22 protein-coding genes and 2 pseudogenes are annotated in these 23685 nt (G+C 51.9%); 16 read left to right on the top strand and 8 right to left on the bottom strand.

Annotated features, from left to right (window positions below; translation table 11 throughout):
• Positions 1-63 precede the first annotated feature (63 nt).
• Positions 64-1578, top strand: coding sequence for a YdgA family protein (locus tag GF617_RS06830; RefSeq protein ID WP_203451354.1), 1515 nt, complete (start codon positions 64-66; stop codon positions 1576-1578).
• A gap of 40 nt (positions 1579-1618) precedes the next feature.
• Here GF617_RS06830 and GF617_RS06825 read toward each other — a convergent pair whose 3' ends face one another.
• Both GF617_RS06825 and GF617_RS06820 read right to left on the bottom strand, forming a co-directional pair.
• Entirely contained in the window at positions 1619-2134 is a 516-nt protein-coding gene (locus GF617_RS06825; protein ID WP_181623325.1) for a phospholipase D family protein, read from the bottom strand.
• 157 nt (positions 2135-2291) lie between these two features.
• The gene (locus GF617_RS06820; RefSeq protein WP_181623324.1) at positions 2292-3320 is read right to left on the bottom strand and encodes a Mal regulon transcriptional regulator MalI; all 1029 of its coding nucleotides are present in this window, start codon (positions 3318-3320) and stop codon (positions 2292-2294) included.
• A 98-nt stretch (positions 3321-3418) separates the two neighbouring features.
• On the opposite strand from GF617_RS06820, the gene malX reads away from it, so the two are divergent.
• From malX to add, 3 genes are all read left to right on the top strand, one after another.
• The gene (gene malX / locus GF617_RS06815) at positions 3419-5011 is read left to right on the top strand and encodes a maltose/glucose-specific PTS transporter subunit IIBC (RefSeq protein WP_181623323.1); all 1593 of its coding nucleotides are present in this window, start codon (positions 3419-3421) and stop codon (positions 5009-5011) included.
• Between the two features lie 49 nt (positions 5012-5060).
• Positions 5061-6233 (top strand): MalY/PatB family protein, encoded by a 1173-nt coding sequence (locus GF617_RS06810; protein ID WP_203451384.1) that lies wholly within the window; start codon positions 5061-5063, stop codon positions 6231-6233.
• 96 nt (positions 6234-6329) lie between these two features.
• A complete protein-coding gene (add, locus tag GF617_RS06805; RefSeq protein ID WP_203451353.1) occupies positions 6330-7331 on the top strand; it encodes an adenosine deaminase in 1002 nt (333 codons plus the stop codon).
• Between the two features lie 47 nt (positions 7332-7378).
• On the opposite strand, the pseudogene GF617_RS06800 reads toward add, so the two are convergent.
• Positions 7379-8418: pseudogene (locus tag GF617_RS06800) on the bottom strand (oxidoreductase).
• A gap of 244 nt (positions 8419-8662) precedes the next feature.
• On the opposite strand from GF617_RS06800, the gene blr reads away from it, so the two are divergent.
• From blr to gstA, 12 genes and pseudogenes are all read left to right on the top strand, one after another.
• Positions 8663-8788, top strand: a complete 126-nt coding sequence (gene blr / locus GF617_RS06795; RefSeq protein ID WP_168162139.1) for a division septum protein Blr — start codon at positions 8663-8665, stop codon at positions 8786-8788.
• Between the two features lie 233 nt (positions 8789-9021).
• Positions 9022-9236 (top strand): annotated as a pseudogene (gene ydgT, locus GF617_RS06790) (transcription modulator YdgT).
• A gap of 87 nt (positions 9237-9323) precedes the next feature.
• Positions 9324-9764: a DUF2569 domain-containing protein gene (locus tag GF617_RS06785; protein WP_203451352.1), complete on the top strand. Its 441-nt coding sequence runs from the start codon at positions 9324-9326 to the stop codon at positions 9762-9764.
• 76 nt (positions 9765-9840) lie between these two features.
• On the top strand, positions 9841-10422 hold the full coding sequence (gene rsxA, locus GF617_RS06780) for an electron transport complex subunit RsxA (protein WP_008500564.1): 582 nt from the start codon (positions 9841-9843) through the stop codon (positions 10420-10422).
• Positions 10422-11000 (top strand): electron transport complex subunit RsxB, encoded by a 579-nt coding sequence (gene rsxB, locus GF617_RS06775; protein ID WP_181623319.1) that lies wholly within the window; start codon positions 10422-10424, stop codon positions 10998-11000. Before rsxA ends, rsxB begins: the two co-directional genes overlap by 1 nt.
• A complete protein-coding gene (rsxC, locus tag GF617_RS06770; protein WP_203451350.1) occupies positions 10993-13095 on the top strand; it encodes an electron transport complex subunit RsxC in 2103 nt (700 codons plus the stop codon). Before rsxB ends, rsxC begins: the two co-directional genes overlap by 8 nt.
• Positions 13096-14154, top strand: a complete 1059-nt coding sequence (gene rsxD, locus GF617_RS06765; protein WP_181623317.1) for an electron transport complex subunit RsxD — start codon at positions 13096-13098, stop codon at positions 14152-14154.
• A gap of 4 nt (positions 14155-14158) precedes the next feature.
• A complete protein-coding gene (gene rsxG / locus GF617_RS06760) occupies positions 14159-14779 on the top strand; it encodes an electron transport complex subunit RsxG (RefSeq protein ID WP_203451349.1) in 621 nt (206 codons plus the stop codon).
• 2 nt (positions 14780-14781) lie between these two features.
• Positions 14782-15468: an electron transport complex subunit E gene (locus GF617_RS06755; protein WP_203451348.1), complete on the top strand. Its 687-nt coding sequence runs from the start codon at positions 14782-14784 to the stop codon at positions 15466-15468.
• The gene (gene nth, locus GF617_RS06750; protein WP_181623314.1) at positions 15465-16100 is read left to right on the top strand and encodes an endonuclease III; all 636 of its coding nucleotides are present in this window, start codon (positions 15465-15467) and stop codon (positions 16098-16100) included. The genes GF617_RS06755 and nth overlap by 4 nt, the downstream gene beginning before the upstream one ends.
• Before the next feature lie 614 nt (positions 16101-16714).
• Positions 16715-18223, top strand: coding sequence for a dipeptide/tripeptide permease DtpA (dtpA, locus tag GF617_RS06745; protein ID WP_181623313.1), 1509 nt, complete (start codon positions 16715-16717; stop codon positions 18221-18223).
• 107 nt (positions 18224-18330) lie between these two features.
• Positions 18331-18936: a glutathione transferase GstA gene (gene gstA / locus GF617_RS06740; RefSeq protein WP_181623312.1), complete on the top strand. Its 606-nt coding sequence runs from the start codon at positions 18331-18333 to the stop codon at positions 18934-18936.
• A gap of 58 nt (positions 18937-18994) precedes the next feature.
• Here the strand turns inward: gstA and pdxY are convergent, their stop codons facing one another.
• From pdxY to anmK, 5 genes are all read right to left on the bottom strand, one after another.
• Positions 18995-19855, bottom strand: a complete 861-nt coding sequence (gene pdxY, locus GF617_RS06735; RefSeq protein ID WP_203451346.1) for a pyridoxal kinase PdxY — start codon at positions 19853-19855, stop codon at positions 18995-18997.
• A 65-nt stretch (positions 19856-19920) separates the two neighbouring features.
• Positions 19921-21195, bottom strand: coding sequence for a tyrosine--tRNA ligase (tyrS, locus tag GF617_RS06730; protein ID WP_181623310.1), 1275 nt, complete (start codon positions 21193-21195; stop codon positions 19921-19923).
• Between the two features lie 125 nt (positions 21196-21320).
• A complete protein-coding gene (gene pdxH / locus GF617_RS06725; protein ID WP_181623309.1) occupies positions 21321-21977 on the bottom strand; it encodes a pyridoxamine 5'-phosphate oxidase in 657 nt (218 codons plus the stop codon).
• A 57-nt stretch (positions 21978-22034) separates the two neighbouring features.
• Positions 22035-22358: a C-type lysozyme inhibitor gene (gene mliC / locus GF617_RS06720; protein WP_181623308.1), complete on the bottom strand. Its 324-nt coding sequence runs from the start codon at positions 22356-22358 to the stop codon at positions 22035-22037.
• Between the two features lie 95 nt (positions 22359-22453).
• Entirely contained in the window at positions 22454-23578 is a 1125-nt protein-coding gene (gene anmK, locus GF617_RS06715; RefSeq protein WP_203451345.1) for an anhydro-N-acetylmuramic acid kinase, read from the bottom strand.
• Positions 23579-23685: the final 107 nt, after the last annotated feature.

Genomic DNA, 23685 nt, shown 5'->3' with positions numbered 1-23685 from the left:
GTCAGAGCCTTATTACATACCAGGCGGTTTTTACCGCCTGGTTTCATTTTATGGATAATCACGATGAAAAAAACGGTTATAGCTGCAGGCGTTATTGTTGCATTAGGCGTGGTCTGGACAGGAGCCTCCTGGTTTACCGGGAAACAACTGGAAGGCCGTCTGGCAGAAATGGTGGCGCAGGCCAACAGTGAACTCAAACGTACTGCGCCCGAAGCGGGTATCGAACTGGGCTACCAGAATTATCAACGTGGTGTGTTCACCAGCCATATGCAACTGGTGGTCAAACCGGTTGCCGGAAGCGCAAATCCGTGGCTGAAATCAGGGCAAAGCGTGGTGCTGGACGAAGTGGTTAGCCACGGTCCCTTCCCGTTGGCACAACTGAAATCGTTTAATCTTGTGCCGTCGATGGCATCGGTTAACACTGTATTGGTCAATAATGACGTCACTAAGCCACTTTTCGATCTGGCAAAAAATACATCACCATTTGAGATCAATACCCGTATCAGCTATGCCGGTGATACCCGTTCCGATATTGCCCTGAAAGCGCTGAATTATGAAAACGGTGAAGAGAAAGTCGCCTTTAGCGGGGGGAACTTCCAGCTTGATGCCGATCGTGACGGCAATGTATTCAGCCTGACCGGTGAAGCACAAAGCGGGCTGGTCAATGCAGTAAATGAATACAATCAAAAAGTTCAGCTTACTTTCAATAACCTGAAGGCCAACGGCAACAGCCGCATGACCCGTTTTGATGAGCGCATCGGGGATCAAAAAATCACCCTCGATAAACTCGCGATCGCCGTCGAAGGCAAAGAGATGGCCGTACTGGAAGGGATGGATCTGGACGGGAAGTCTGATGTCTCGAAAGACGGTAAAAACATCAATACCCAACTGGACTACACACTGAAAAGTCTGAAAGTACAGAATCAGGATCTGGGTACGGGCAAGTTGTCCCTTAAAATTGGCAACATTGACGGTCAGGCATGGCATCAGTTTAGCCAGAAATACACTAAAGAAAGTCAGGCTCTGCTGACAGATGCCGCCCTGAAACAAAATCCCGAGGTGTACCAGCAGCAGGTGATGGCCGTGCTGTTTGATAACCTGCCGATTTTGCTGAAAGGTGAACCGGTCATTACGATTGCACCGTTGAGCTGGAAAAACAGCAAAGGCGAAACCAGCTTCAACTTGTCCTTGTTCCTGAAAGATCCGTCAACTTCTACGGGTGAAGCACAAACGCTGGCGCAGGAAGTGGATCGCAGCGTGAAATCTCTCGACAGTAAACTGACGATCCCAATGGACATGGCCACCGAGTTTATGACTCAGGTCGCCAAACTTGAAGGTTACGGTGAAGAAGATGCCGGCAAACTGGCCAGTCAACAGGTGAAAGGCCTGGCGGCAATGGGTCAGATGTTCCGCATTACCACGCTCGAAGACAACACGATGGGTGCTAGCCTGCAATATGCCAATGGACAGGTCACTCTGAACGGACAGAAAATGCCGCTGGAAGACTTTGTTGGGATGTTTGGTATGCCTGCTTTAGGAATGCCGGAACCTGCCGAACCGGCTGCACCGCAACAGTAACCGACTTAAGACTTAAGCCCCTCATCGAGGGGCTTTTTTATTACTGAGAAAAATCAACGCCCTGCTGCCAGCGATTTTCCCAGTGGGCCAGATAGTGTTTCGCCAGTTCTGGCGCTCGATGGATGACAATCACATTTTCTGAGTTCAGGTACTCAGATGATTTTGCAAAATTAAACGAGCCGGTTTCGACCGTATCGTCATCGACAATGATCACTTTGTCATGCTGAATGCGGTAGTGATTATCGGTGCGCAACCTGACCCCATGTTGGGTGATATAGCGCATTGCTGACAAGCTTTTGGCGCGGGTATTTCCCTCTTCATCGATCACGACCCGGACATCAACTCCACGCTGTTGAGCGTCCACCAGTGCCTTCATCACATCCGGTGCGCTGAAAGAGAATGCCATCATCCGAATCGACTTCTTCGCGTTGTTGATCGTTTTCAGCACCAGTGACTGCGCGCCACCTTCAGGAGAAAAACCCACGTCGATATCGCGGGAAGCGCAGGAAATAAAAGGGATAAGTGTTAACGCCAACAGCGTCGTGATTGCTCGCATGGGTGAACCTAATGAAAAATTGAAGCACGGAATATGCCTCGTTCCAGCAGGTTAACGTTTGATCAGGATCACCCTTTTACCATGGATGGTGGCTATGCTTCACCCGTGGAGGGACGCTGGGATAAACACAACACCGCCGGATGATGGGTTGAGATGCTTATTTGACTGTGACTAACCGTGCCGCCACGATCTGATGTCCGGACTGCACATCCGCTTTCTCGATCCGCTGCATCACCCTGTCCGCCAGCGTATAGCCCATTTCACGGGCGGGTGTTGTTGCCCAGACGATCGGCAGATCGTCCAGCGCGTTTTCACCCACATCCGCAAATGCCCCCAGAGCTACCTGATGGTCGAAAAAGGTTTCAACGCCGCCCTCACCGCTTTGACGCCCGGCACGAATTAAACCAAACCATGCTCCCATCGCAATGACGTCGTTATAGCAAATCACGGCACTGATCGTTGGGCTGCTGCGCAGCAGCGTGCTGATTGCCTCCGCGGCTTTTTTCTGGCTGGATTCACACTCCACCACCCATTCACTGTGGAACGGTAAGCCGTATTTAATCAATGTGGCGCAATAGCCCCCCACTCGCTCCGCACGGGTCAACGATGAACTTTTCCCCCCCAGCCAGGCTATGCGCTGATGACCACGACGGATCAGATGTTCAGTCAGCATTTGTGCAGCCTGCATGTTATCGGGCCTCAAAGTATCGGCCTCATCCAGATAGCTGGCGCGTGAAGCAAACACTAACGGTACGCCTTTTTCGGCGGCACGTTCACAGAGTTCGTTTCCCAGACCAGAAGCTCCGGCAATCACTACGCCATCAACCCCCTGCAAAAGCAGCATGTCCAGGCGCTGAAGTAACTGATCGGCCTCACGGCCGCCATGCAGCAAAAAAACCATTCGTCCCTGGGCTTCAAGTGCCTCGGTTAATCCGGCGGTCAACTCTGCATAAAACGGGGAGGTAAGATCGCGCACGATCAAACCAATCACGCCACTTTGTCCACCACGTAGCGCCGATGCCTGCCGATTGCGCACAAAACCCAACTGCTCAACAGCCTCGTTGACCCGCTGGCCCGTGGCCGACGATATCCGCCCTTTTCCGCTTAACACCAGCGACACGGTACTGACAGAGACGCCCGCAGCCAATGCGACATCGTTAATAGTGATTTTTTTCGCTACAGCCATGTGTTGGCGTGACTCCTGATAATGAGATCGGTAAAACGTTTTATCTTCTCGCAGCATCAAAGCAGGTAAATCTATTTTAACAATAAAGGAGTCGTTTGATGACGACGAAAACAGCACAAAAAATATCGCTGTGGGAGTTTTTCCAGCAACTGGGTAAGACCTTTATGCTGCCCGTGGCACTTCTCTCTTTCTGTGGGATCATGCTGGGGATCGGCAGTTCGCTGAGCAGTAATGACGTCATCACACTGATTCCCTTCCTCGGTAACCCCGTACTGCAGGCGATCTTTATCTGGATGAGTAAGGTCGGCTCTTTTGCATTTAGCTTCCTGCCAGTCATGTTCTGTATTGCGATCCCTCTCGGTCTGGCGCGCGAGAATAAAGGCGTGGCGGCGTTTGCCGGTTTTGTTGGTTACGCAGTGATGAACCTGGCGGTTAACTTTTGGTTGACGGCAAAAGGCATTCTGCCGACCACTGACACAGCTGTACTAAAAGCGAACAACATTCAGAGCGTTATCGGGATCCAGTCTATCGATACCGGGATCCTCGGCGCAGTGATCGCAGGTGTCATCATCTGGATGCTGCACGAACGTTTCCACAACATTCGCCTGCCTGATGCACTGGCATTCTTCGGCGGCACGCGCTTCGTCCCCATCGTCACGCTGGTTGTGATGGGGCTATTTGGCTTGATTATTCCGCTGATTTGGCCCGTGTTCGCGCTCGGTATTAATGGCATTGGTCGCATCATTAATGGTGCTGGCGATTTTGGTCCAATGATTTTTGGAACCGGTGAACGTCTGCTGCTGCCATTCGGTCTGCAACACATTCTGGTGGCGCTGATTCGCTTTACGGAAGCCGGTGGCACAATGGAGGTTTGTGGCCATGACGTGAGTGGCGCGCTGACCATTTTCCAGGCGCAACTGAGTTGCCCGACGACTCACGGCTTCTCCGAAAGCGCAACCCGCTTCCTGTCACAGGGCAAAATGCCGGCATTCCTGGGTGGACTGCCAGGTGCGGCACTGGCGATGTATCACTGTGCTCGCCCTGAAAATCGTCATAAAATTAAAGGCCTGCTGATTTCCGGTGTCATTGCCTGCGTCGTGGGTGGTACAACCGAACCCATCGAATTCCTGTTCCTGTTTGTCGCTCCGGTGCTGTACCTTATCCACGCCGTGTTGACCGGTCTGGGCTTTACCACCATGGCCATACTGGGCGTAACCATTGGTAACACTGACGGCAACGTGATTGACTTTGTGGTGTTCGGTATTCTGCACGGCTTGTCGACAAAGTGGTATCTGGTTCCGGTTGTGGCCGCAATCTGGTTTGCGGTCTACTACGCCATTTTCCGCTTCGCCATCACCCGATTTAATCTGAAAACCCCTGGACGCGATGCCGATACCGCCAGCAGCGTTGAACAAGCCGTGGCAGGTACGGTGGGTAAATCCGGCTATAACACGCCTGCTATTCTGGCGGCGCTGGGAGGTGCGGATAACATTACCTCTCTGGATAACTGCATCACTCGCTTACGTCTGTCGGTGAATGATATGTCCAAAGTGGATACCAACGCGTTGAAAGCGAATCGGGCTATCGGCGTGGTACAACTCAATCAGCATAATTTGCAGGTTGTCATCGGCCCGCAGGTGCAGTCAGTCAAAGATGAACTGGCTACCCTGATGCGTACAGTCGAAGCCTGACCTCTTTCCCCCTCTTCACGAGGGGGTCTTCATGTTAAGGACCCGCATCATGTTCGATTTTTCTACTGTCGTGGATCGCCACGGCACCTGGTGCACTCAGTGGGATTATGTGGCTGACCGCTTTGGTGCTAACGATCTGCTGCCCTTCACTATTTCTGATATGGATTTTGCCACAGCGCCTTGTATTATCGACGCCCTGCGCCATCGTCTTGACCACGGGGTATTTGGTTATAGCCGCTGGAAGAACGATGAGTTTCTGGCCGCCGTTGATCACTGGTTCAGGCAGCGTTTCAACACTCCCGTTGATACAAACACGATTGTCTATGGGCCATCGGTAATTTACATGGTCTCCGAACTTATCCGCATCTGGTCTGATATCGGGGACGGTATCATCGTACATACTCCGGCTTACGATGCCTTTTATAACGCTATCGAAGGCAACCAACGCACCGTTGTTCCTGTCTCCATGAAAAAAAATGCAGCAGGCTGGGAGGGCAATATGGCCGCACTTGAAGCCGCACTCGCCCGGCCGGAAAACAGCGTGTTGCTGCTGTGCAGCCCGCAGAATCCGACCGGGAAAGTCTGGACGCAGGAAGAACTTCGTGTCATGGCTGAACTGTGCGCACGGTATGATGTTGCTGTCATTAGCGATGAAATTCATATGGACATGGTCTGGGGTGAGCACCGCCACATTCCATGGAACAGCGTTGCCCGCGGAAAATGGGCGCTGCTCACCTCTGGCTCCAAGAGTTTTAACATTCCGGCATTGACTGGTGCATACGGCCTGATTGGTGATGAAGAGAGCCGTATGGCATACCTGAGCGCGCTGAAAGGCCGGGATGGACTCTCCTCTCCCTCGGTACTGGCGCTGGTTGCTCACATTGCAGCCTATCAGGATGGTGGGCCATGGCTGGACGCCCTTCGCCACTATCTTCAGGACAACTTGCATTATATTGCTGAACAATTGAACAGTGCTTTTCCGAATCTCAACTGGCCCCCCCCCGAGGCGACATACCTCGCCTGGATCGATTTACGTCCGTTAAATATTGATGAGCACGCGCTGCAGAAGATCCTTATTGAGCAGGAAAAAGTCGCCATCATGCCGGGATATACCTATGGTAATGAAGGAAATGGCTTCATTCGCCTGAATGCTGGATGCCCGCGCAGTAAGCTTGAACAGGGGGTTCAGCGCCTCATCAACGGGATCCATTCGCTTCAGTGAGCATTTTGCGCAACGGAATATTCCATTGCGCAAATAGCTTTTTCCCTCGTTTTGTTTTTATAATATGGCGCACTTTAACCAGAAAAGAGTGCGACCATGATTGATACACGCCTTCCTTTAACTGATATCCATCGTCATCTTGACGGTAACATTCGTGCCCAAACCATTCTCGATCTTGGCCGCCAGTTCAATTTAACCCTCCCCGCTCAAACGCTGGAAACACTGATTCCTCACGTTCAGGTCACATCGAATGAACCCGATCTGGTCAGTTTTCTGAGTAAACTCGACTGGGGCGTAAAAATGCTGGCCTCGCTGGATGCGTGTCGCCGTGTAGCATTCGAAAACATCGAAGACGCCGCACGTAATGGCCTGCATTACGTCGAGTTACGTTTTTCTCCTGGCTACATGGCGATGACCCACAATCTGCCCGTCGCTGGTGTGGTTGAAGCGGTAATTGAGGGGGTGCGTGAAGGTAGCAAGGCTTTCGGTGTACAGGCGCGCCTGATCGGCATTATGAGCCGTACGTTTGGCGAAGCGGCCTGCCTGCAGGAACTGGAAGCGTTGCTGGCACATCAGGATCAGATCACTGCGGTCGATCTTGCCGGTGATGAACTGGGTTTCCCGGGCAGCCTGTTCCTTTCGCATTTCAACCGTGCACGTGATGCTGGCTGGCATATTACCGTTCACGCAGGAGAAGCTGCGGGGCCAGAAAGTATCTGGCAGGCGATCCGTGAACTGAGTGCAGAGCGTATTGGCCATGGCGTGAAAGCCATAGAAGACCGTGCGTTGATGGATTTCCTCGTTGAACAGCGTATTGGTATTGAGTCCTGCCTGACCTCCAACATTCAGACCAGTACTGTTCCAACACTGGCCCAGCATCCATTGAAAACCTTCCTGGAACATGGCGTACTGGCGACGCTTAATACCGATGATCCAGCCGTTCAGGGGGTTGATATTATCCATGAGTATAATATCGCCGCACCTCAGGCAGGTTTAAGCCGGGAGCAAATCCGCCAGGCACAGATTAACGGCCTGGAAATCGCCTTCTTAACGCCAGAAGAAAAACAGACTCTGCGCGACAAGGTTGCGCGCGGGTAGTGGTTTTGCCGGGTGAGGCCAACACGCTTACCCGGCGCTCTTCCAGGTTACGCCAGACACAGCGTTGCGCGGTGTTTGGCGGATTCGATCCCCAGTTCAATCAATTCCATGATCTGTATTGCCTGGCTTGCCGGAACAGGGTTATCTCCTGTCCCGTTCAGCGCGTCGCGAATCGCCGCATAGTAGGCGGGATAGTTGCCAGGGATCGTCAGCCAGGATTCCTGCACCTGCTCTTCACTCTCGATGCGTGTCAGCACACCGTCCCGCATGTCATACCCCCAGTCTTCCTGCGGCAGACGTTCTCCGTTTTTCAGACGCTCCTCTTGAGGGTCCAGACCAAACTTCACGTAACTGCCACGCGTTCCATGGATGATATAGCGTGCGGTTTCTGCCGCCGCCATCATCGTTCCATGCAGCACGATACGACGCTCTGGGTAACTTAATACCGCGTGAAAGTAATCTGTGGTCTGTGCGCCAGGACGAAGTTGTGCCAGATCAACGGCTACACTCACCGGCAGACCAAACAAATTCACCGCCTGATCGAGCAGATGAGGGGCCAGATCATACCAGATACCGCTGCCAGGGCCGGCCTGTTCACGCCAGCGATTACGTACCTGCGGGCGGAAACGATCAAAATGGGATTCAAAATAAACAATTTCTCCAAGCGCCCCCTCACCGAGAAGCGCTTTTACCGTCAGGAAATCACTATCCCAGCGACGGTTATGGAATACCGACAGCAGTCTTCCCAGGCTTTTTGCCAACGCATCAAGCTCACGGGCTTGTGACAACGTCACGGTAAACGGTTTATCCACCACCACATGCTTACCCGCCTCCAGCGCCGCCTTCGCCAGTGGGAAATGCGTATCGTTGGGGGTTGGGATGACAATCAGGTCAATAGCGGGATCGTTAAACAGGTGTTTGGCTCAGACGCCACTGGCACGCCAGGCCAGTCTTTATGTACTTTTTCGTCATCACTGCTCGAAATGGCAGCCAGTTCCATTCCTGACGTCCCGGCAATCAGAGGGGCGTGAAATGTTTTACTTGCGTAGCCATAACCAATAAGTCCGACACGGATATTCTCGTTCATGGTATTGCCCTCATCCTGTGATGTGCTTATTTCACACTAGCCAATAAACCGTCACAACAGATTAATAATGTGCTATCAGGCTTGAAATAGCATCCTCTGCCAGTTGTTTTTGTTACATTCATATAACCTGCTGATTTCATTTATGGAAACCGTTCCCAAAGCACTTGCCTGTACAGAAGCGGCGCTGTAACATTCGCAACCTGTATTTATGGACAAATTACAAACACGAATCATGACGTCAATAATTAATCGAATCATTGAATTAGCGGGATGGATTGTCCTGGGAGTTTCGGTCGTTTTGCTCGGCGTTGCCAGCCATATCGATAACTACCAGCCCCCGGAGCCTGTCACTGTCGCACAACCTAAGTAATTTCTGGGCAGCAATTGAGAGTGACATATCGTGTCAGTTACATATTGCCAGCAGTGATGAACAAGGTTAACCTTCTCTTCCAGGCATCGTCTGATGCCTGAGTCTTTCAGCAAAGAAAACTCCTAATTTTTAGCGTCACCTGAGTAGGCAGTTTACGTCTTTATTAATCCGTTTATTATTCGAACGAATTACCTTCACTGGTATTACTCACTTTTATATGGAAACTTATTAATATGACAGTTCAGGACTATTTATTAAAATTCCGCAAGATCAATTCACTTCAAAGCCTGGAAAAACTGTTTGACCATCTGAACTACACGCTGTCGGATAATCAGGAAATCATCAATATGTATCGCGCTGCAGATCATCGTCGCGCAGAGCTTGTATCCGGGGACGATTGTTCAATGTGGGCGAAGTACCAAAGTCTGTATGGCGCTACGTTTTATAAGAAAGTAGCCATCCGCGCGAAATGTTATATACTCAGCGCCCTGCAAATTTGATGTATAACTTTTCGCGCAGACTTATGGGAGATATCATGACCGCATTGCCTGGAGAAAGAATCGGAGGCTGGTTAATCGCCCCACTGGCATGGCTGCTGGTTGCATTATTAAGCGCATCGCTGGCGCTTTTGCTTTATACCGCTGCTCTGGCTACTCCACATGCACTTCAAAACCTGATGTCCCAGAGTACATTCAATATTGTGATGTGGTTTATTTCCTTCGTTTTCGCCATCGCTATGTGGTACTACACGCTGTGGTTGACTATCGCGTTCTTTAAACGCAGACGCAGCGTGCCGAAGCACTACATTATCTGGCTGCTCATTTCTGTTCTGTTGGCACTAAAAGCCTTTGCTTTCTCCCCGGTTTCAGATGCATTGGCTGTTCGCCAGTTGCTCTTCCCGCTCCTGGCGGCCGCACTCTTCGCGCCCTATTTCCGACGTTCGGCACGTGTGAAGAAAACCTTCGTGAACCCGTAATAACCTTACAGTTATCCTGTTGTCGCCTGCTCCGGTTTGTCCGATAATAGGCGGCTTTTTTATTTCAGGCTAAATAATGACCGATTACTTACTGCTCTTTGTCGGAACTGTGCTGGTGAACAACTTCGTACTGGTGAAGTTCCTTGGCCTGTGCCCGTTTATGGGCGTATCCAAAAAGCTGGAAACAGCAATGGGTATGGGGCTGGCTACAACCTTCGTGATGACACTGGCGTCGATTTGCGCCTGGTGGATTGATACCTGGATCCTCATTCCGCTGGGTTTGACCTATTTACGCACACTGGCCTTTATTCTGGTGATTGCCGTTGTTGTGCAATTTACTGAAATGGTGGTACGCAAAACCAGCCCTGCGTTGTATCGCTTGCTGGGCATTTTTCTGCCATTAATTACCACGAACTGCGCCGTCCTGGGTGTGGCACTGCTTAACATCAACCTTGGTCATAATTTTATGCAATCAGCCCTGTACGGTTTTTCCGCCGCGGTTGGTTTCTCACTGGTGATGGTGTTATTCGCTTCTATTCGTGAACGTCTGGCGGCTGCTGATATTCCTGCACCGTTTCGCGGCAATGCTATCGCGCTGGTGACTGCAGGTTTAATGTCTTTGGCCTTTATGGGCTTCAGTGGTCTGGTGAAGTTGTAATGAATGCTATCTGGATTGCCATCGCCTCTATCAGCGTGCTGGGACTGGTTTTTGGCGTCATTCTTGGGTATGCCTCCCGTCGTTTCGCCGTAGAGGACGATCCCGTTGTTGAAAAAATCGATGAGCTTCTGCCGCAAAGCCAGTGTGGGCAGTGCGGTTATCCCGGCTGTCGTCCCTATGCCGAAGCCGTCGGTGTTCAGGGTGAAAAGATTAACCGCTGCGCGCCAGGCGGCGAAGCGGTCATGCTCAAAATTGCCGCCTTGCTTAACGTAGATCCGCAGCCCGTTGATGGTGATGCGGATGTACAAGAGCCCGTGCGTGCGCTGGCTGTTATTGACGAAGCCAACTGTATTGGTTGCACCAAATGTATTCAGGCGTGTCCCGTCGACGCGATTGTCGGCGCAACCCGCGCAATGCACACCGTCGTGGCGGATTTGTGCACAGGCTGTAACCTCTGCGTAGCCCCCTGCCCGACACAATGCATTGAATTGCGTCCAGTTGAAACGACTACTGATAGCTGGAAGTGGGATCTTCAAACCATTCCGGTTCGCATTATTCCTGTGGAACAACATGCTTAAGTTATTTTCTGCTTTCAGAAAAGAGAAGATTTGGGATTTTGATGGGGGTATTCACCCACCAGAAATGAAAACCCAGTCCAACGGGACGCCGCTGCGTCAAATTCCGCTGGCGACCCGTTACGTTATGCCACTCAAACAACACATCGGCGCGGAAGGCGAACTGTGTGTAAAAGAAGGCGATGCGGTCCTGCGTGGACAACCTCTGACCTTTGGTCGTGGCCGAATGCTGCCTATACACGCGCCAACATCTGGCAAAGTGGTGTCAATTTCCCCACATACCGTTGCCCATCCATCGGCGCTCTCTGAGCTGAGCGTCATTATTGAGGCCGACGGCGAAGACCGCTGGATTGAACGCGACGGCTGGAGCGACTACCGCGCCCGTAGCCGTGAAGCGCTAATCGAACGGATCCATCAGTTTGGCGTAGCGGGTCTTGGCGGCGCAGGCTTCCCGACAGGGACTAAACTGCAAGGCGGTGGTGACAAGATTGAAACCCTGATTATCAATGCCGCCGAATGCGAGCCTTATATTACAGCTGACGACCGGTTGATGCAGGACTGCGCCGCACAGGTCGTGGAAGGCATCCGCATTCTTGCCCATATCCTTCAGCCGCGCGAAGTCCTGATTGGTATTGAAGACAATAAACCGCAGGCTATATCCATGCTGCGTGCAGTACTGGCGGGCAGCCATGATATTAGCTTGCGCGTCATCCCCACTAAATATCCGTCTGGCGGCGCGAAGCAACTCACGCAAATCCTGACCGGTAAGCAAGTGCCACACGGCGGTCGCTCCTCTGATATTGGCGTGTTGATGCAAAACGTCGGCACAGCCTATGCGGTTAAACGTGCAGTGGTAGACGGTGAACCTCTGACCGAGCGCGTAGTGACGCTGACTGGTGAATCGGTTTCTCGCCCAGGTAATGTCTGGGCGCGTCTGGGTACACCGGTACGCCATCTTCTGGAACACGCTGAGTTTTGTCCTGGTAGCGATCAGATGGTCATCATGGGTGGCCCATTAATGGGCTTTACCCTGCCGTGGCTGGATGTCCCGGTGGTGAAAATCACCAACTGCCTGCTCGCCCCTTCCCCAACTGAGATGGGAGAAGAGCAGGAAGAGAAAGGTTGTATTCGTTGTAGCGCCTGTGCGGACGCGTGTCCCGCCGACTTGCTGCCTCAACAGTTGTACTGGTACAGCAAAGGCCAATTGCACGACAAAGCGAAAGCGCACAATCTTGCCGACTGTATTGAGTGCGGCGCCTGTGCCTGGGTTTGCCCAAGTAACATTCCGCTGGTGCAATATTTCCGTCAGGAAAAGGCTGAGATTTATGCCATTTCGATGGAAGAGAAACGGGCAGCCGAAGCCAAAGCCCGCTTTGAGGCTCGTCAGGCACGTCTTGAACGCGAGAAAGTCGCCCGCCAGGAGCGTCACAAACAGGCTGCTGTGCAACCCGGTGAGAAAGATCAGGATGCTATTAGCGCAGCACTGGCCCGCGTGCGTGAGAAAAAAGCCACCGCGGCGCAAGCGGTTGTGATCTCCGCAGGAGACAAACCCGATAATAGCGAAGCAATTGCGGCACGTGAGGCACGTAAAGCTGAAGCCCGTGCGCGTCAGGCAGAAAAAGCCCAGAATGCATCAACCGATACCGATATTGATCCACGCAAAGCTGCCGTAGAGGCCGCTATTGCCCGTGCAAAAGCACGCAAAACAACCCAGCACGAACCGGAAGCTGAAGCGCCTGTTGACCCGCGCAAAGCAGCAGTTGAAGCGGCGATTGCCCGTGCTAAAGCGCGCAAAACGGCCCAGCACGAACCGGAAGCTGAAGCGCCTGTTGACCCGCGTAAAGCAGCAGTTGAAGCGGCGATTGTCCGTGCTAAAGCACGCAAAACGGCCCAGCACGAACCGGAAGCTGAAGCACCTGTTGACCCGCGCAAGGCCGCCGTTGAAGCCGCTATTTCGCGTGCAAAAGCACGCAGAACAGCGCAACAGGCCGGGCAAGAACAGGCAGCAAACGACGACCCACGCAAAGCCGCAGTCGCCGCCGCGATTGCGCGTGTTCAGGCAAAGAAAGCCGCGCAGCAACCCGTTAACGAGGATTAAATGGTTTTCAGAATTGCAAGTTCCCCTTATACCCATAACCAGCGGCAGACATCGCGTATTATGATGCTGGTTTGTCTCGCGGCATTGCCTGGTATTGCCGTGCAGTTTTGGTTTTTTGGCTGGGGGACACTATTCCAGTTGTTCCTCGGCTGTGTAAGTGCCTTAGCCGCCGAAGCACTGGTTCTTAAGCTGCGAAAGCTGGATGTCACCCGGATTCTGAGTGACAACTCAGCACTTCTGACCGGACTGTTATTGGCCATCAGTATTCCCCCCTTTGCTCCCTGGTGGATGGTTGTCCTGGGCACAGTTTTCGCCGTCATTATCGCCAAACAACTCTATGGCGGGCTGGGTCATAATCCGTTCAACCCGGCGATGATTGGTTATGTGGTACTGCTTATCTCCTTCCCGGTCCAAATGACCAGTTGGTTACCGCCACATGACATCGCCGCAACCGTTCCTGGCTTTATGGATGCTCTCCAGGTGATTTTCACCGGGCATACCGCAAATGGCGCGGATATCACATCCCTTCGGATGGGCGTAGACGGCATCAGCCAGGCCACTCCACTTGATACCTTTAAAACGTCTCTGCATGCCGGGCACAGTGTTGAGCAGATCATGAAATCAGCCATTTACAGCGGCATGCTGGCAGGCGCAGGCTGGCAGTGGGTCAATCTGGCGTATCTGCTGGGCGGCCTGTTTCTGCTGCAACAAAAGGCGATTCGCTGGCACATTCCGGTAAGTTTCCTGCTGACTCTGGCGATTTGCTCGACGCTGGGCTGGGTGTTCTCACCAGAATCACTGGCCAGCCCACAGATGCATCTTTTGTCAGGGGCAACGATGCTGGGTGCTTTTTTCATTCTGACCGATCCCGTAACAGCATCGACGACCAACCGTGGACGTTTGATCTTCGGTGCATTGGCGGGGCTTCTGGTCTGGCTGATTCGCAGTTTTGGCGGCTATCCGGACGGTGTCGCATTCGCTGTACTGCTTGCCAATATTACCGTTCCACTCATTGACTACTACACGCGTCCTCGCGTGTATGGCCATCGCAAAGGGTGACATCATGCTAAAAACGATGCAAAAACACGGTGTCACGTTGGCCATTTTCGCGGCGGCCTTAACGGGGCTAACCGCACTGGTTAATGAGTTGACCAAAACAACTATTGATGAACAGGCTGCGAAACAACAAAAAGCGCTTTTCGACCAGGTTATCCCTTCGGACTTCTACGATAATGACCTGCAGAAAAGTTGCTTTATTGTACAAGCACCACAACTCGGTAAAGGCACACACCGCGTCTTTATTGCCCGTAAAGGCAATGATGCAGTCGGCGCCGTAATGGAAGCCACAGCACCAGACGGATACTCCGGAGCAATCCAGTTGCTCGTCGGCAGTGATTTTTCAGGAACTGTACTAGGTACGCGTGTGACGGAACACCACGAAACACCGGGCCTGGGCGATAAGATTGAACTGCGTCTGAGCGACTGGATTTTGCACTTTGCGGGGAAAGTGATCCGCGGTGAAGACGACACGACGTTTGCTGTTAAGAAGGATGGCGGTGAGTTCGACCAGTTTACCGGGGCAACCATCACCCCACGTGCCGTTGTCAATGCTGTGAAACGTGCCGGGTTGTATGCAGAAACGCTGCCCGCGCAACTTAACAATCTTCCGGCCTGTGAGGAGTAATCATGAGCCAGGTTAAAGAGGTTATTGTCCAGGGTCTCTCGAAAAACAACTCCGCGCTGGTACAGTTGCTGGGGATGTGTCCCCTGTTGGCGGTTACGTCTACCGCGACTAACGCACTGGGTCTTGGCCTGGCGACCACGCTGGTGCTTACCCTGACGAACTTGTCTATCTCCGCTCTGCGTCGCTGGACACCCTCGGAAATTCGTATTCCGATCTACGTGATGATCATTGCTTCGGTGGTCAGTATCGTGCAGATGCTGATTAACGCTTATGCCTTTGGTCTGTACCAGTCCTTGGGTATTTTTATCCCGTTGATCGTCACCAACTGTATTGTGGTAGGCCGCGCGGAAGCTTTTGCGGTGAAAAACGATCCGCTGATTTCTGCCCTGGATGGGTTTGCCATCGGGATGGGGGCAACCTGTGCCATGTTTGTTCTGGGTTCACTGCGTGAAATTCTGGGCAACGGGACGTTATTTGACGGCGCAGATGCACTGTTAGGCGGATGGGCAAAGGTATTGCGCATTGAGGTGTTCCATACAGACACACCATTCCTGCTGGCAATGCTGCCACCAGGCGCTTTTATTGGCCTCGGCATGATGCTGGCAATAAAATACCTGATTGATGAGAAACGTAAACGTCGCGCTGCCGAACGCAGCGTGCAGGAAGGGATCCCAGAGAAAGCATCATGAACAAAGAGAAACGCATCACGATCCTCACCCGGCTTCGGGATGAGAACCCTCACCCGACGACAGAACTGAATTTCAACTCACCGTTTGAGTTGTTGATCGCGGTGCTGCTCTCTGCTCAGGCTACAGACGTAAGCGTCAACAAGGCTACCGCCAAACTCTATCCCGTTGCCAACACGCCGCAGTCGATGCTGGAGCTAGGCGTTGATGGGGTGAAGTCATATATCAAAACCATCGGTCTGTTTAACAGCAAAGCGGAAAACGTCATTAAGACCTGCCGCATTTTGCTGGAGCAACATGGTGGAGTTGTTCCTGAAGATCGTGCAGCGCTGGAGGCGCTACCAGGCGTAGGGCGTAAAACCGCCAACGTGGTTCTTAACACTGCGTTTGGCTGGCCAACAATCGCCGTTGACACCCATATTTTCCGCGTCTGTAATCGTACCCGTTTCGCGCCGGGTAAAAATGTTGAGCAGGTCGAAGAGAAATTGCTGAAAGTGGTTCCTGCTGAATTTAAGGTCGACTGCCACCACTGGTTAATCTTGCATGGCCGTTATACCTGCATTGCACGTAAGCCGCGTTGCGGCTCATGTATCATCGAGGATCTCTGCGAATTTAAAGAAAAAGTATATCCCTGACGTATTACTTTCCTTTTTACTCCCTTATCAAAACCTTACTAAAGGAAGGTATAACTGCAAACCTTCCTTGTGAACGTTAATTGTCCGTTCCTGCCATCTTCTTTCGTGTCGATTATTCGGCGTTTTAACACTCCAACAGGTTAATTGTTTTTTCATCACCAAAAATTTCTATACATATGTGATCGCGATCACTCTGATAACGCCATGTTGGAATTTTGTTGTGCAAACCTTCATTAGCCCCTTGTCAGACAAGATTTAATCGCCCATCAACCACACATAAAACCAGACATTTCTCAGATGATGGGCTATATCACTACATCAAAGGGTTGATAGCAGAACATATCGCCAAAAGCCCATTTCATGGGACCTCTGGCAGTGAAATAAACCAGCAATCCACGACCAATAAAATTTAACGCTGAATAACATTTGTATGACCCGTGCATTATTCCGCCCCAGTTAAATGTAACAGATTATTGCAAACGTATTGCCAGAACGTCCAGGATAGTGAACATTACCCGCCGTTTCCCCTCCCAATATAACTATAAAGCGAATGGACTTCGGCCATCACGCGATGAACACCCCCGTTAATATGGGATGTAAAAAAAGAGGTATATGTGTCTACTGCAAACAATAAACCAACAGAAGAAAGCGTAAGTCTTAACGCTTTTAAACAACCTAAAGCGTTTTATCTCATCTTCACGATTGAGCTGTGGGAACGTTTTGGTTATTACGGCCTGCAAGGGATCATGGCTGTTTACCTGGTAAAACAACTGGGTATGTCTGAAGCGGATTCCATCACACTGTTTTCTTCATTCAGTGCTCTGGTGTATGGTCTGGTCGCTATCGGCGGTTGGCTGGGCGATAAAGTTCTCGGTACTAAACGTGTCATCATGCTGGGTGCTATTGTCCTGGCCATTGGTTACGCACTGGTGGCCTGGTCTGGTCACGATGCTGCTGTGGTTTATATGGGTATGGCGACTATCGCTGTCGGTAACGGTCTGTTCAAAGCGAACCCGTCTTCCCTGCTCTCTACCTGCTACAGCAAAGATGACCCACGTCTGGACGGTGCATTCACCATGTACTACATGTCTGTGAACATCGGTTCATTCTTCTCTATGCTGGCAACACCATGGCTGGCAGCTAAGTTTGGCTGGAGCGTCGCCTTCTCCCTGTCCGTTGTCGGTATGCTGATCACCGTTGTAAACTTTGCCTTCTGTAAAAAGTGGGTCAAAGACTACGGTTCGAAACCAGACTTCGAGCCAGTACATGTGGGCAAACTGCTGGCAACGATTGTTGGTGTCGTGATCCTCGCGGCAATCGCAACCTGGCTGTTACATAACCAGGGTGTTGCGCGCGCTGTTCTTGGTGTTGTTGCACTGGGTATTGTGTGTATCTTCGCGAAAGAAGCCTTTGCAATGCAGGGTGCTGCGCGTCGCAAGATGATTGTTGCGTTCATTCTGATGCTGGAAGCGATTATCTTCTTCGTTCTGTACAGCCAGATGCCAACGTCTCTGAACTTCTTCGCTATCCGTAACGTTGAGCACTCTATCCTGGGTATCGCGTTCGAGCCGGAGCAGTACCAGGCCCTGAATCCATTCTGGATTATGATTGGTAGCCCGATTCTGGCCGCTATTTATAACAAAATGGGTGACCGCCTGCCGATGCCGCACAAGTTTGCTATCGGTATGGTGCTGTGCTCAGGTGCTTTCCTGGTCCTGCCGTTGGGTACGAAATTTGCGACCGACGCGGGTATCGTATCGGTTAACTGGCTGATTCTGAGTTACGCTCTGCAGTCTATCGGCGAACTGATGATATCCGGTCTGGGTCTGGCAATGGTTGCTCAGTTGGTTCCACAGCGCCTGATGGGCTTCATCATGGGCAGCTGGTTCCTGACGACTGCCGGTGCGGCAATCATCGCAGGTAAGATTGCTAACCTGATGGCTGTACCAGAAAACGTGACTGACCCGCTGGTCTCTCTGAATGTCTACGGTACTGTATTCATGCAGATTGGTATCGCGACCGCAGTTATCGCTGTGCTGATGCTGCTGACTGCACCTAAACTGAATCGTATGACTCAGGACGACGACAAAACAGCGAAAGCGACTAAAACCGCAACAGCTTAATGTCATCGGGAAACGACTGAATATAGGCCGCTAACGTGTGTTAGCGGCTTTTTTTTTATTCGTCCGGGCACTAACATAGCGTAAACCTCAGCAATAAGGAGTTATCGATGAAACTGTTCTATAAACCGGGTGCTTGCTCGCTTGCCTCCCACATTACTCTGCGTGAGAGCGGCAAAGACTTTACGCTGGACGGCGTTGACCTGATGAAAAAGCGCCTGGAAAACGGCGATGACTACTTTGCGATCAACCCGAAGGGGCAAGTTCCCGCCCTGCTGCTGGATGACGGTACATTGCTGACGGAAGGCGTGGCAATTATGCAATTCCTCGCTGACAACGTGCCAGACCGCCACTTGCTGGCGCCAACAGGCAGTATTTCGCGTTACAAGACGCTGGAATGGCTTAACTTCATCGCAACAGAACTGCACAAAGGTTTTACTCCACTGTTTCGTCCTGACACGCCTGAGGAATTCAAACCCACAGTGCGCGCTCTGCTGGAGAAAAAACTGCAATACATTAATGAGTCGCTGAAAGAAGACCAGTGGATTTGTGGTGCACGCTTTACTATTGCGGATGCGTATCTGTTTACCGTTCTGCGCTGGGCGCGTGCGGTTAAGCTGAACATGGAAGGGTTAGACCATATCGCATCTTATATGGAGCGTGTGGCTGCGCGCCCTGCGGTGGCAGCAGCGCTGAAAGCGGAAGGTTTGAATTAAACGAGTGGTCCGTTTGCCGGGTGGCGCTGTCGCTTACCCGGCAAAAAAATGCGCACTGTTATAACTGTGTCGCACTGAAATAATGCTCCGGCTTCGCGATACGCTCTTGCGCAGCAACCACCTGCAACTCATATTCCTGCATATTCTTCGTCGCCATCATGATCTCAAAGACGGCAGCCGTCACATGCTCCAGTGCATCACGTAGCGACGCCCCCTGCAGTAATTTCACCAGCAGAAGACCACTTGTCACATCACCAACGCCAACTGGCTGACGCGCACCAAAATCCACCAGTGGTCGGCTGATATGCCAGGCGTCATCCTTTGTCACCAACAGCATCTCAAACCGGTCCCTGCTCAACCCGGCCCGTGCCAGATGTTTCACAAGGACAATCTCAGGACCTTGCGCTATGAGTTCGCGCGAAGCTATTACCGCTTCTTGTACGCTATTCACCGGATGCTTGCAGAGGATCTCCAGTTCAATCAGATTTGGGGCGATGATGTCGCTGGCGGGCAGCGCATGACGAACGTGAAATTCCGCGACACCGGGCGCGACTATACAGCCTTTCTCCGGGTGTCCCATTACCGGGTCACAAAAGTATTTTGCTACAGGATTCGCTGCTTTCACCTGACGGACTATGCCAAGAATATGCTCACCCTGCTCTGCTGACCCCAGATAACCACTCAACACAGCATCACAGTGTTTTAGCTGATCGATATCAGCAATGCCCTGCACAACCTCAGTCAAATGAGAGGGTGGCATGACACAGCCAGTCCATTTACCGTATTGCGTATGGTTGGAGAACTGAACGGTATTTAATGGCCAGACGTTGACACCGAGGCGACGCATGGGAAACTCCGCTGCGCTGTTGCCAGCATGTCCAAATACAACGTGGGACTGAATGGCGAGGATATTCTTCATTTTTTGCTTACCACAACCCTGAAAAACAAAGGGGCGTGGTTTCCCACGCCCCTGCATACTTTCGATTACTTCCAGCAAACCAGACAGTAATTCTTCTTACCGCGACGCAACAGCGTGTAACGACCATACAGTCGATCGCTGTCCACAAAGGTGTATTCTGGATCGGACTGCTTCTCGCCATTAATGGTGATAGCATTTGAGGCAATCGTTTTGCGGGCCTGCCCACGGGACGGTTGAAGCTCTGAATCCACCAGGGCTTGCATCAGGTCTGCGCCTTTTTCCATCTCAACCATCGGCACGCCATCTTGCGCCAGCTGTTCGAAGTCCGCTTCACTCAAATCGCTCAGCGTGCCGTTGAACAGGCTGGCGGTAATGCGTTTCGCCGCAGCCAGTCCCTCTTCACCATGTACCAGTTTTGTGACCTGATCGGCCAGAACATACTGGGCACGAGGCGCTTTACCGCTGTTCTTGTCTTCTTCTTCCAGGGCATTGATCTCTTCAATATCCATAAAGGTGAAGAACTTCAGGAAGCGATATACATCGGCATCAGCCGTGTTAATCCAGAACTGATAGAACTTGTACGGGCTGGTTTTCTTCGGATCAAGCCATACTGCGCCACCTTCAGTTTTACCGAACTTGGTTCCGTCAGCTTTGGTGATCAGTGGAACCGTCAGGCCAAAGACCTGATTCTGGTGCAAACGACGGGTCAGATCGATACCGGAGGTAATATTCCCCCACTGATCGGACCCACCAATTTGCAACGCCACACCATGCAGTTTGTTCAGGCAGGCAAAATCATACCCCTGGAGCAGGTTGTAGGAGAATTCGGTAAAGGAGATACCCTGATCATCACGGTTCAGACGCTGTTTCACCGCTTCTTTGTTGATCATCTGGTTAACAGAGAAGTGCTTGCCGATATCACGCAGGAACGTCAGCACGTTCATGCCACCAAACCAGTCGTAGTTATTTGCCGCAATCGCAGAATTGTCGCCGCAGTCAAAGTCGAGGAAAGGCGCAACTTGCCCGCGGATCTTGTCCACCCACTCCTGTACGGTGTCTTCTGTGTTCAGTTTACGCTCAGCGGCTTTAAAGCTTGGGTCACCAATCAGACCGGTCGCACCACCCACCAGCGCGACAGGCTTATGACCCGCCTCCTGGAAGCGTTTCAGGCATAACAATGGAACAAGATGCCCCAAATGCAAGCTGTCTGCGGTGGGATCGAAGCCGCAATAGAGCGCGATCGGGCCTTGCGCCAGTCGCTCTGCTAACGCTTCTTCGTCCGTCACCTGGGCCACAAGACCCCGCTCTTGCAATTGTTTAATCAAGTTACTGCTTGCCATCAAATTCTCCATGTATAAACGACTGCACCTCTGTCGGTACACGACTTTTCGCCTAACGCGAAAGGTACATAGAATAAAGCGCTGGCGCACGTAGCGCTAGCGCTTAACACAACAAATTTCGGGGATTATGGCGCCAGTCGGTCGATTTTCCACGTGTCATTATCACGCTGGTATAAAAAGCGGTCGTGCAGGCGATGCTCACCACCCTGCCAAAACTCCATCTGTTCGATCGGGATACGAAATCCGCCCCAGAAACTGGGCAGTGGGACTTCACCCTGCTGGAATTTTTGCTTTAACTCGAGGAATTTACTCTCCAGCACACCACGCGCAGAAATGCGGCTTGACTGTTTTGATACCCAGGCCCCGATTTGACTGTCACGCGGGCGGCTGTGGAAATATTTCAGCACTTCGAGCGTTGAGAGGCGCTCTGCTTTCCCCGTCACCATCACCTGACGCTCCAGCATATGCCACGGGAACAGCAGGCTAACGCGAGGGTTTTTTTCGATTTGATGCGCTTTGCGGCTGCCCAGGTTGGTGTAAAACACCAGCCCTTTTTCATCATAATGCTTGAGCAGGACAATACGCTGGTATGGCTGACCGTTTTCATCAACCGTCGCCACAACCATTGCCGTCGGATCGGCAAGTTTCGCTTCACAGGCCTGTTTTAACCAGCGCTCAAAAAGCACCAGCGGTTCGGCGGGAAGATCCTGGCGACGCAGGCCGCCTTTGGTGTATTCACGGCGCAGGTGCGCAATTTGCTGCAATTCGTCGTTATCTGACATGGCGTTAGCTGAGATTGATTATGGGTGGCGCTATTGTGCGCCGCCCCTGTAAAAATCTCAACGCTTCGGATTTTGCAGCTCACAATTGTTCAGGACCACACGGTCACGTTTGTAAACCGTCGCATTGTCCCCTTTAGACCAGAACACATAGATACCGTCCGTATAGCGTGCGCCAGAAGCCGACATCCCCTGCTTCAGGGTAAGCAGTTTGTTGTCGAGGACAAAACTGGCCTCCTGACGAGGATTGTTCAGCTTAACGGTCAGCGGTTTTTCATCGCAGCGGTATTCGAGCGTATCCGTCTGCATACGTTCAACAAACTGGTTGTAGACGCTACATCCTGCCAGTAAGAAAGGGGCAACAACAAGAAAGAGTTTTTTCATGGGCGTGTTCCGAAGACGATCCTGGTCCTGGAGGGCAGCGTTGCCCTCCTGTTTTCCTGTTAATCTTAGCGGTTACACGTTGCGTTGAATTTCAGTTAACTCTGATTATGACGTGGATTTGCAGGAAAAAGCGCCCCAAGAACACTGGCTTCGCGCGCCCCCGTCACCGACGGTAAATTACCGGGTAATCCGGCCACGGTTCGCCAGGCAAGCCAGGCAAATGCCAGTGCCTCCATATCATCGCCACTGATCCCTGCGTCATCGGTCGTTGAAACCTCTGTACCCGGCAATAACCCGGCAAGACGAGCCATAACGAGCGGATTTCGGCTACCGCCGCCGCATACCAACAGGCGTTCGCAACCACCGCTGAGCAGTACTTGTTCCGAAATTGATATCGCAGTTAATTCAGCAAGAGTGGTCTGGACATCCTGCGGGGCGAGCGCGGGGAATTGTGCTAACTGGCGCTCAAGCCAGCCATAATTGAAATACTCTCTGCCTGTGCTTTTCGGGGCTGGCGCAGAAAAATAAGGGTCACTTAACATGGACTGCAACAGCGGAATAATCACTTTTCCTTCGCAGGCCCACAGAGCATCTTTGTCGTAGGGTTTTCCGCATTGACGCCATATCCAGGCATCCATCAGCATATTCCCAGGCCCGGTATCGTAACCCCGCACAGGCTGATCTGGAATGAGCATCGACAAATTAGCAATACCCCCAATATTGAGCACCATTCGACGTTCCTGCGGATGTGCTAACAGTGCCTGATGAAAAGCAGGTACGAGCGGTGCGCCTTGTCCACCAAGTGCGATATCACGACGCCGGAAGTCACCAACAACCGTAATGCCGGTTTTCGCGACGATCTGGTTGTTATCACCGATTTGCATCGTATGTGGCGCTTCACCTGTAGGTTCATGCCACACCGTTTGCCCATGACAGCCAATCGCGACCACATCCTGAGGCTGAAGGTTCTCTTTGTGCATAAGCGCCAATACCGCGTCGGCAAATAACGCGCCTAACCGCACATCAAGCCGTCCCAGTTGAGAAAGTGTCAGTTGCTGGCCCTGGCAGATATTCAGAATATCTTCTTTGAGGGAGACAGGAATCGGCCAGGTCAGGCTCGCCTGCTGCGCCACCATGTTTTCATCTATTGCGGCCAATACAACATCGACCCCATCAAGACTAGTGCCTGACATAACACCTATGTAGCGACCCGATTTCATGCGTATTCCTTACGTTGCGTGAACTAATGGCAAACACTCCACCATAAACCGCAATGCTTTACTATGTCGCGTTAAGATTTTTTAACAATGTCAGACACGTAACCGTT

Source organism: Lelliottia sp. RWM.1, from assembly GCF_016859735.1.
In the GTDB taxonomy this organism is placed as follows: domain Bacteria; phylum Pseudomonadota; class Gammaproteobacteria; order Enterobacterales; family Enterobacteriaceae; genus Enterobacter.
The sequence above is the reverse complement of the archived record's forward strand: the minus strand, read 5'-3'. Positions and strand labels throughout refer to the sequence as shown.

Coding starts and splice junctions, on each gene's coding strand:
- GF617_RS06830 (WP_203451354.1), top strand. CDS start 64: ATGAAAAAAACGGTTATAGCTGCAGGCGTTATTGTTGCATTAGGCGTG.
- GF617_RS06825 (WP_181623325.1), bottom strand. CDS start 2,134: ATGCGAGCAATCACGACGCTGTTGGCGTTAACACTTATCCCTTTTATT.
- GF617_RS06820 (WP_181623324.1), bottom strand. CDS start 3,320: ATGGCTGTAGCGAAAAAAATCACTATTAACGATGTCGCATTGGCTGCG.
- malX (WP_181623323.1), top strand. CDS start 3,419: ATGACGACGAAAACAGCACAAAAAATATCGCTGTGGGAGTTTTTCCAG.
- GF617_RS06810 (WP_203451384.1), top strand. CDS start 5,061: ATGTTCGATTTTTCTACTGTCGTGGATCGCCACGGCACCTGGTGCACT.
- add (WP_203451353.1), top strand. CDS start 6,330: ATGATTGATACACGCCTTCCTTTAACTGATATCCATCGTCATCTTGAC.
- GF617_RS06785 (WP_203451352.1), top strand. CDS start 9,324: ATGACCGCATTGCCTGGAGAAAGAATCGGAGGCTGGTTAATCGCCCCA.
- rsxA (WP_008500564.1), top strand. CDS start 9,841: ATGACCGATTACTTACTGCTCTTTGTCGGAACTGTGCTGGTGAACAAC.
- rsxB (WP_181623319.1), top strand. CDS start 10,422: ATGAATGCTATCTGGATTGCCATCGCCTCTATCAGCGTGCTGGGACTG.
- rsxC (WP_203451350.1), top strand. CDS start 10,993: ATGCTTAAGTTATTTTCTGCTTTCAGAAAAGAGAAGATTTGGGATTTT.
- rsxD (WP_181623317.1), top strand. CDS start 13,096: ATGGTTTTCAGAATTGCAAGTTCCCCTTATACCCATAACCAGCGGCAG.
- rsxG (WP_203451349.1), top strand. CDS start 14,159: ATGCTAAAAACGATGCAAAAACACGGTGTCACGTTGGCCATTTTCGCG.
- GF617_RS06755 (WP_203451348.1), top strand. CDS start 14,782: ATGAGCCAGGTTAAAGAGGTTATTGTCCAGGGTCTCTCGAAAAACAAC.
- nth (WP_181623314.1), top strand. CDS start 15,465: ATGAACAAAGAGAAACGCATCACGATCCTCACCCGGCTTCGGGATGAG.
- gstA (WP_181623312.1), top strand. CDS start 18,331: ATGAAACTGTTCTATAAACCGGGTGCTTGCTCGCTTGCCTCCCACATT.
- pdxY (WP_203451346.1), bottom strand. CDS start 19,855: ATGAAGAATATCCTCGCCATTCAGTCCCACGTTGTATTTGGACATGCT.
- tyrS (WP_181623310.1), bottom strand. CDS start 21,195: ATGGCAAGCAGTAACTTGATTAAACAATTGCAAGAGCGGGGTCTTGTG.
- pdxH (WP_181623309.1), bottom strand. CDS start 21,977: ATGTCAGATAACGACGAATTGCAGCAAATTGCGCACCTGCGCCGTGAA.
- mliC (WP_181623308.1), bottom strand. CDS start 22,358: ATGAAAAAACTCTTTCTTGTTGTTGCCCCTTTCTTACTGGCAGGATGT.
- anmK (WP_203451345.1), bottom strand. CDS start 23,578: ATGAAATCGGGTCGCTACATAGGTGTTATGTCAGGCACTAGTCTTGAT.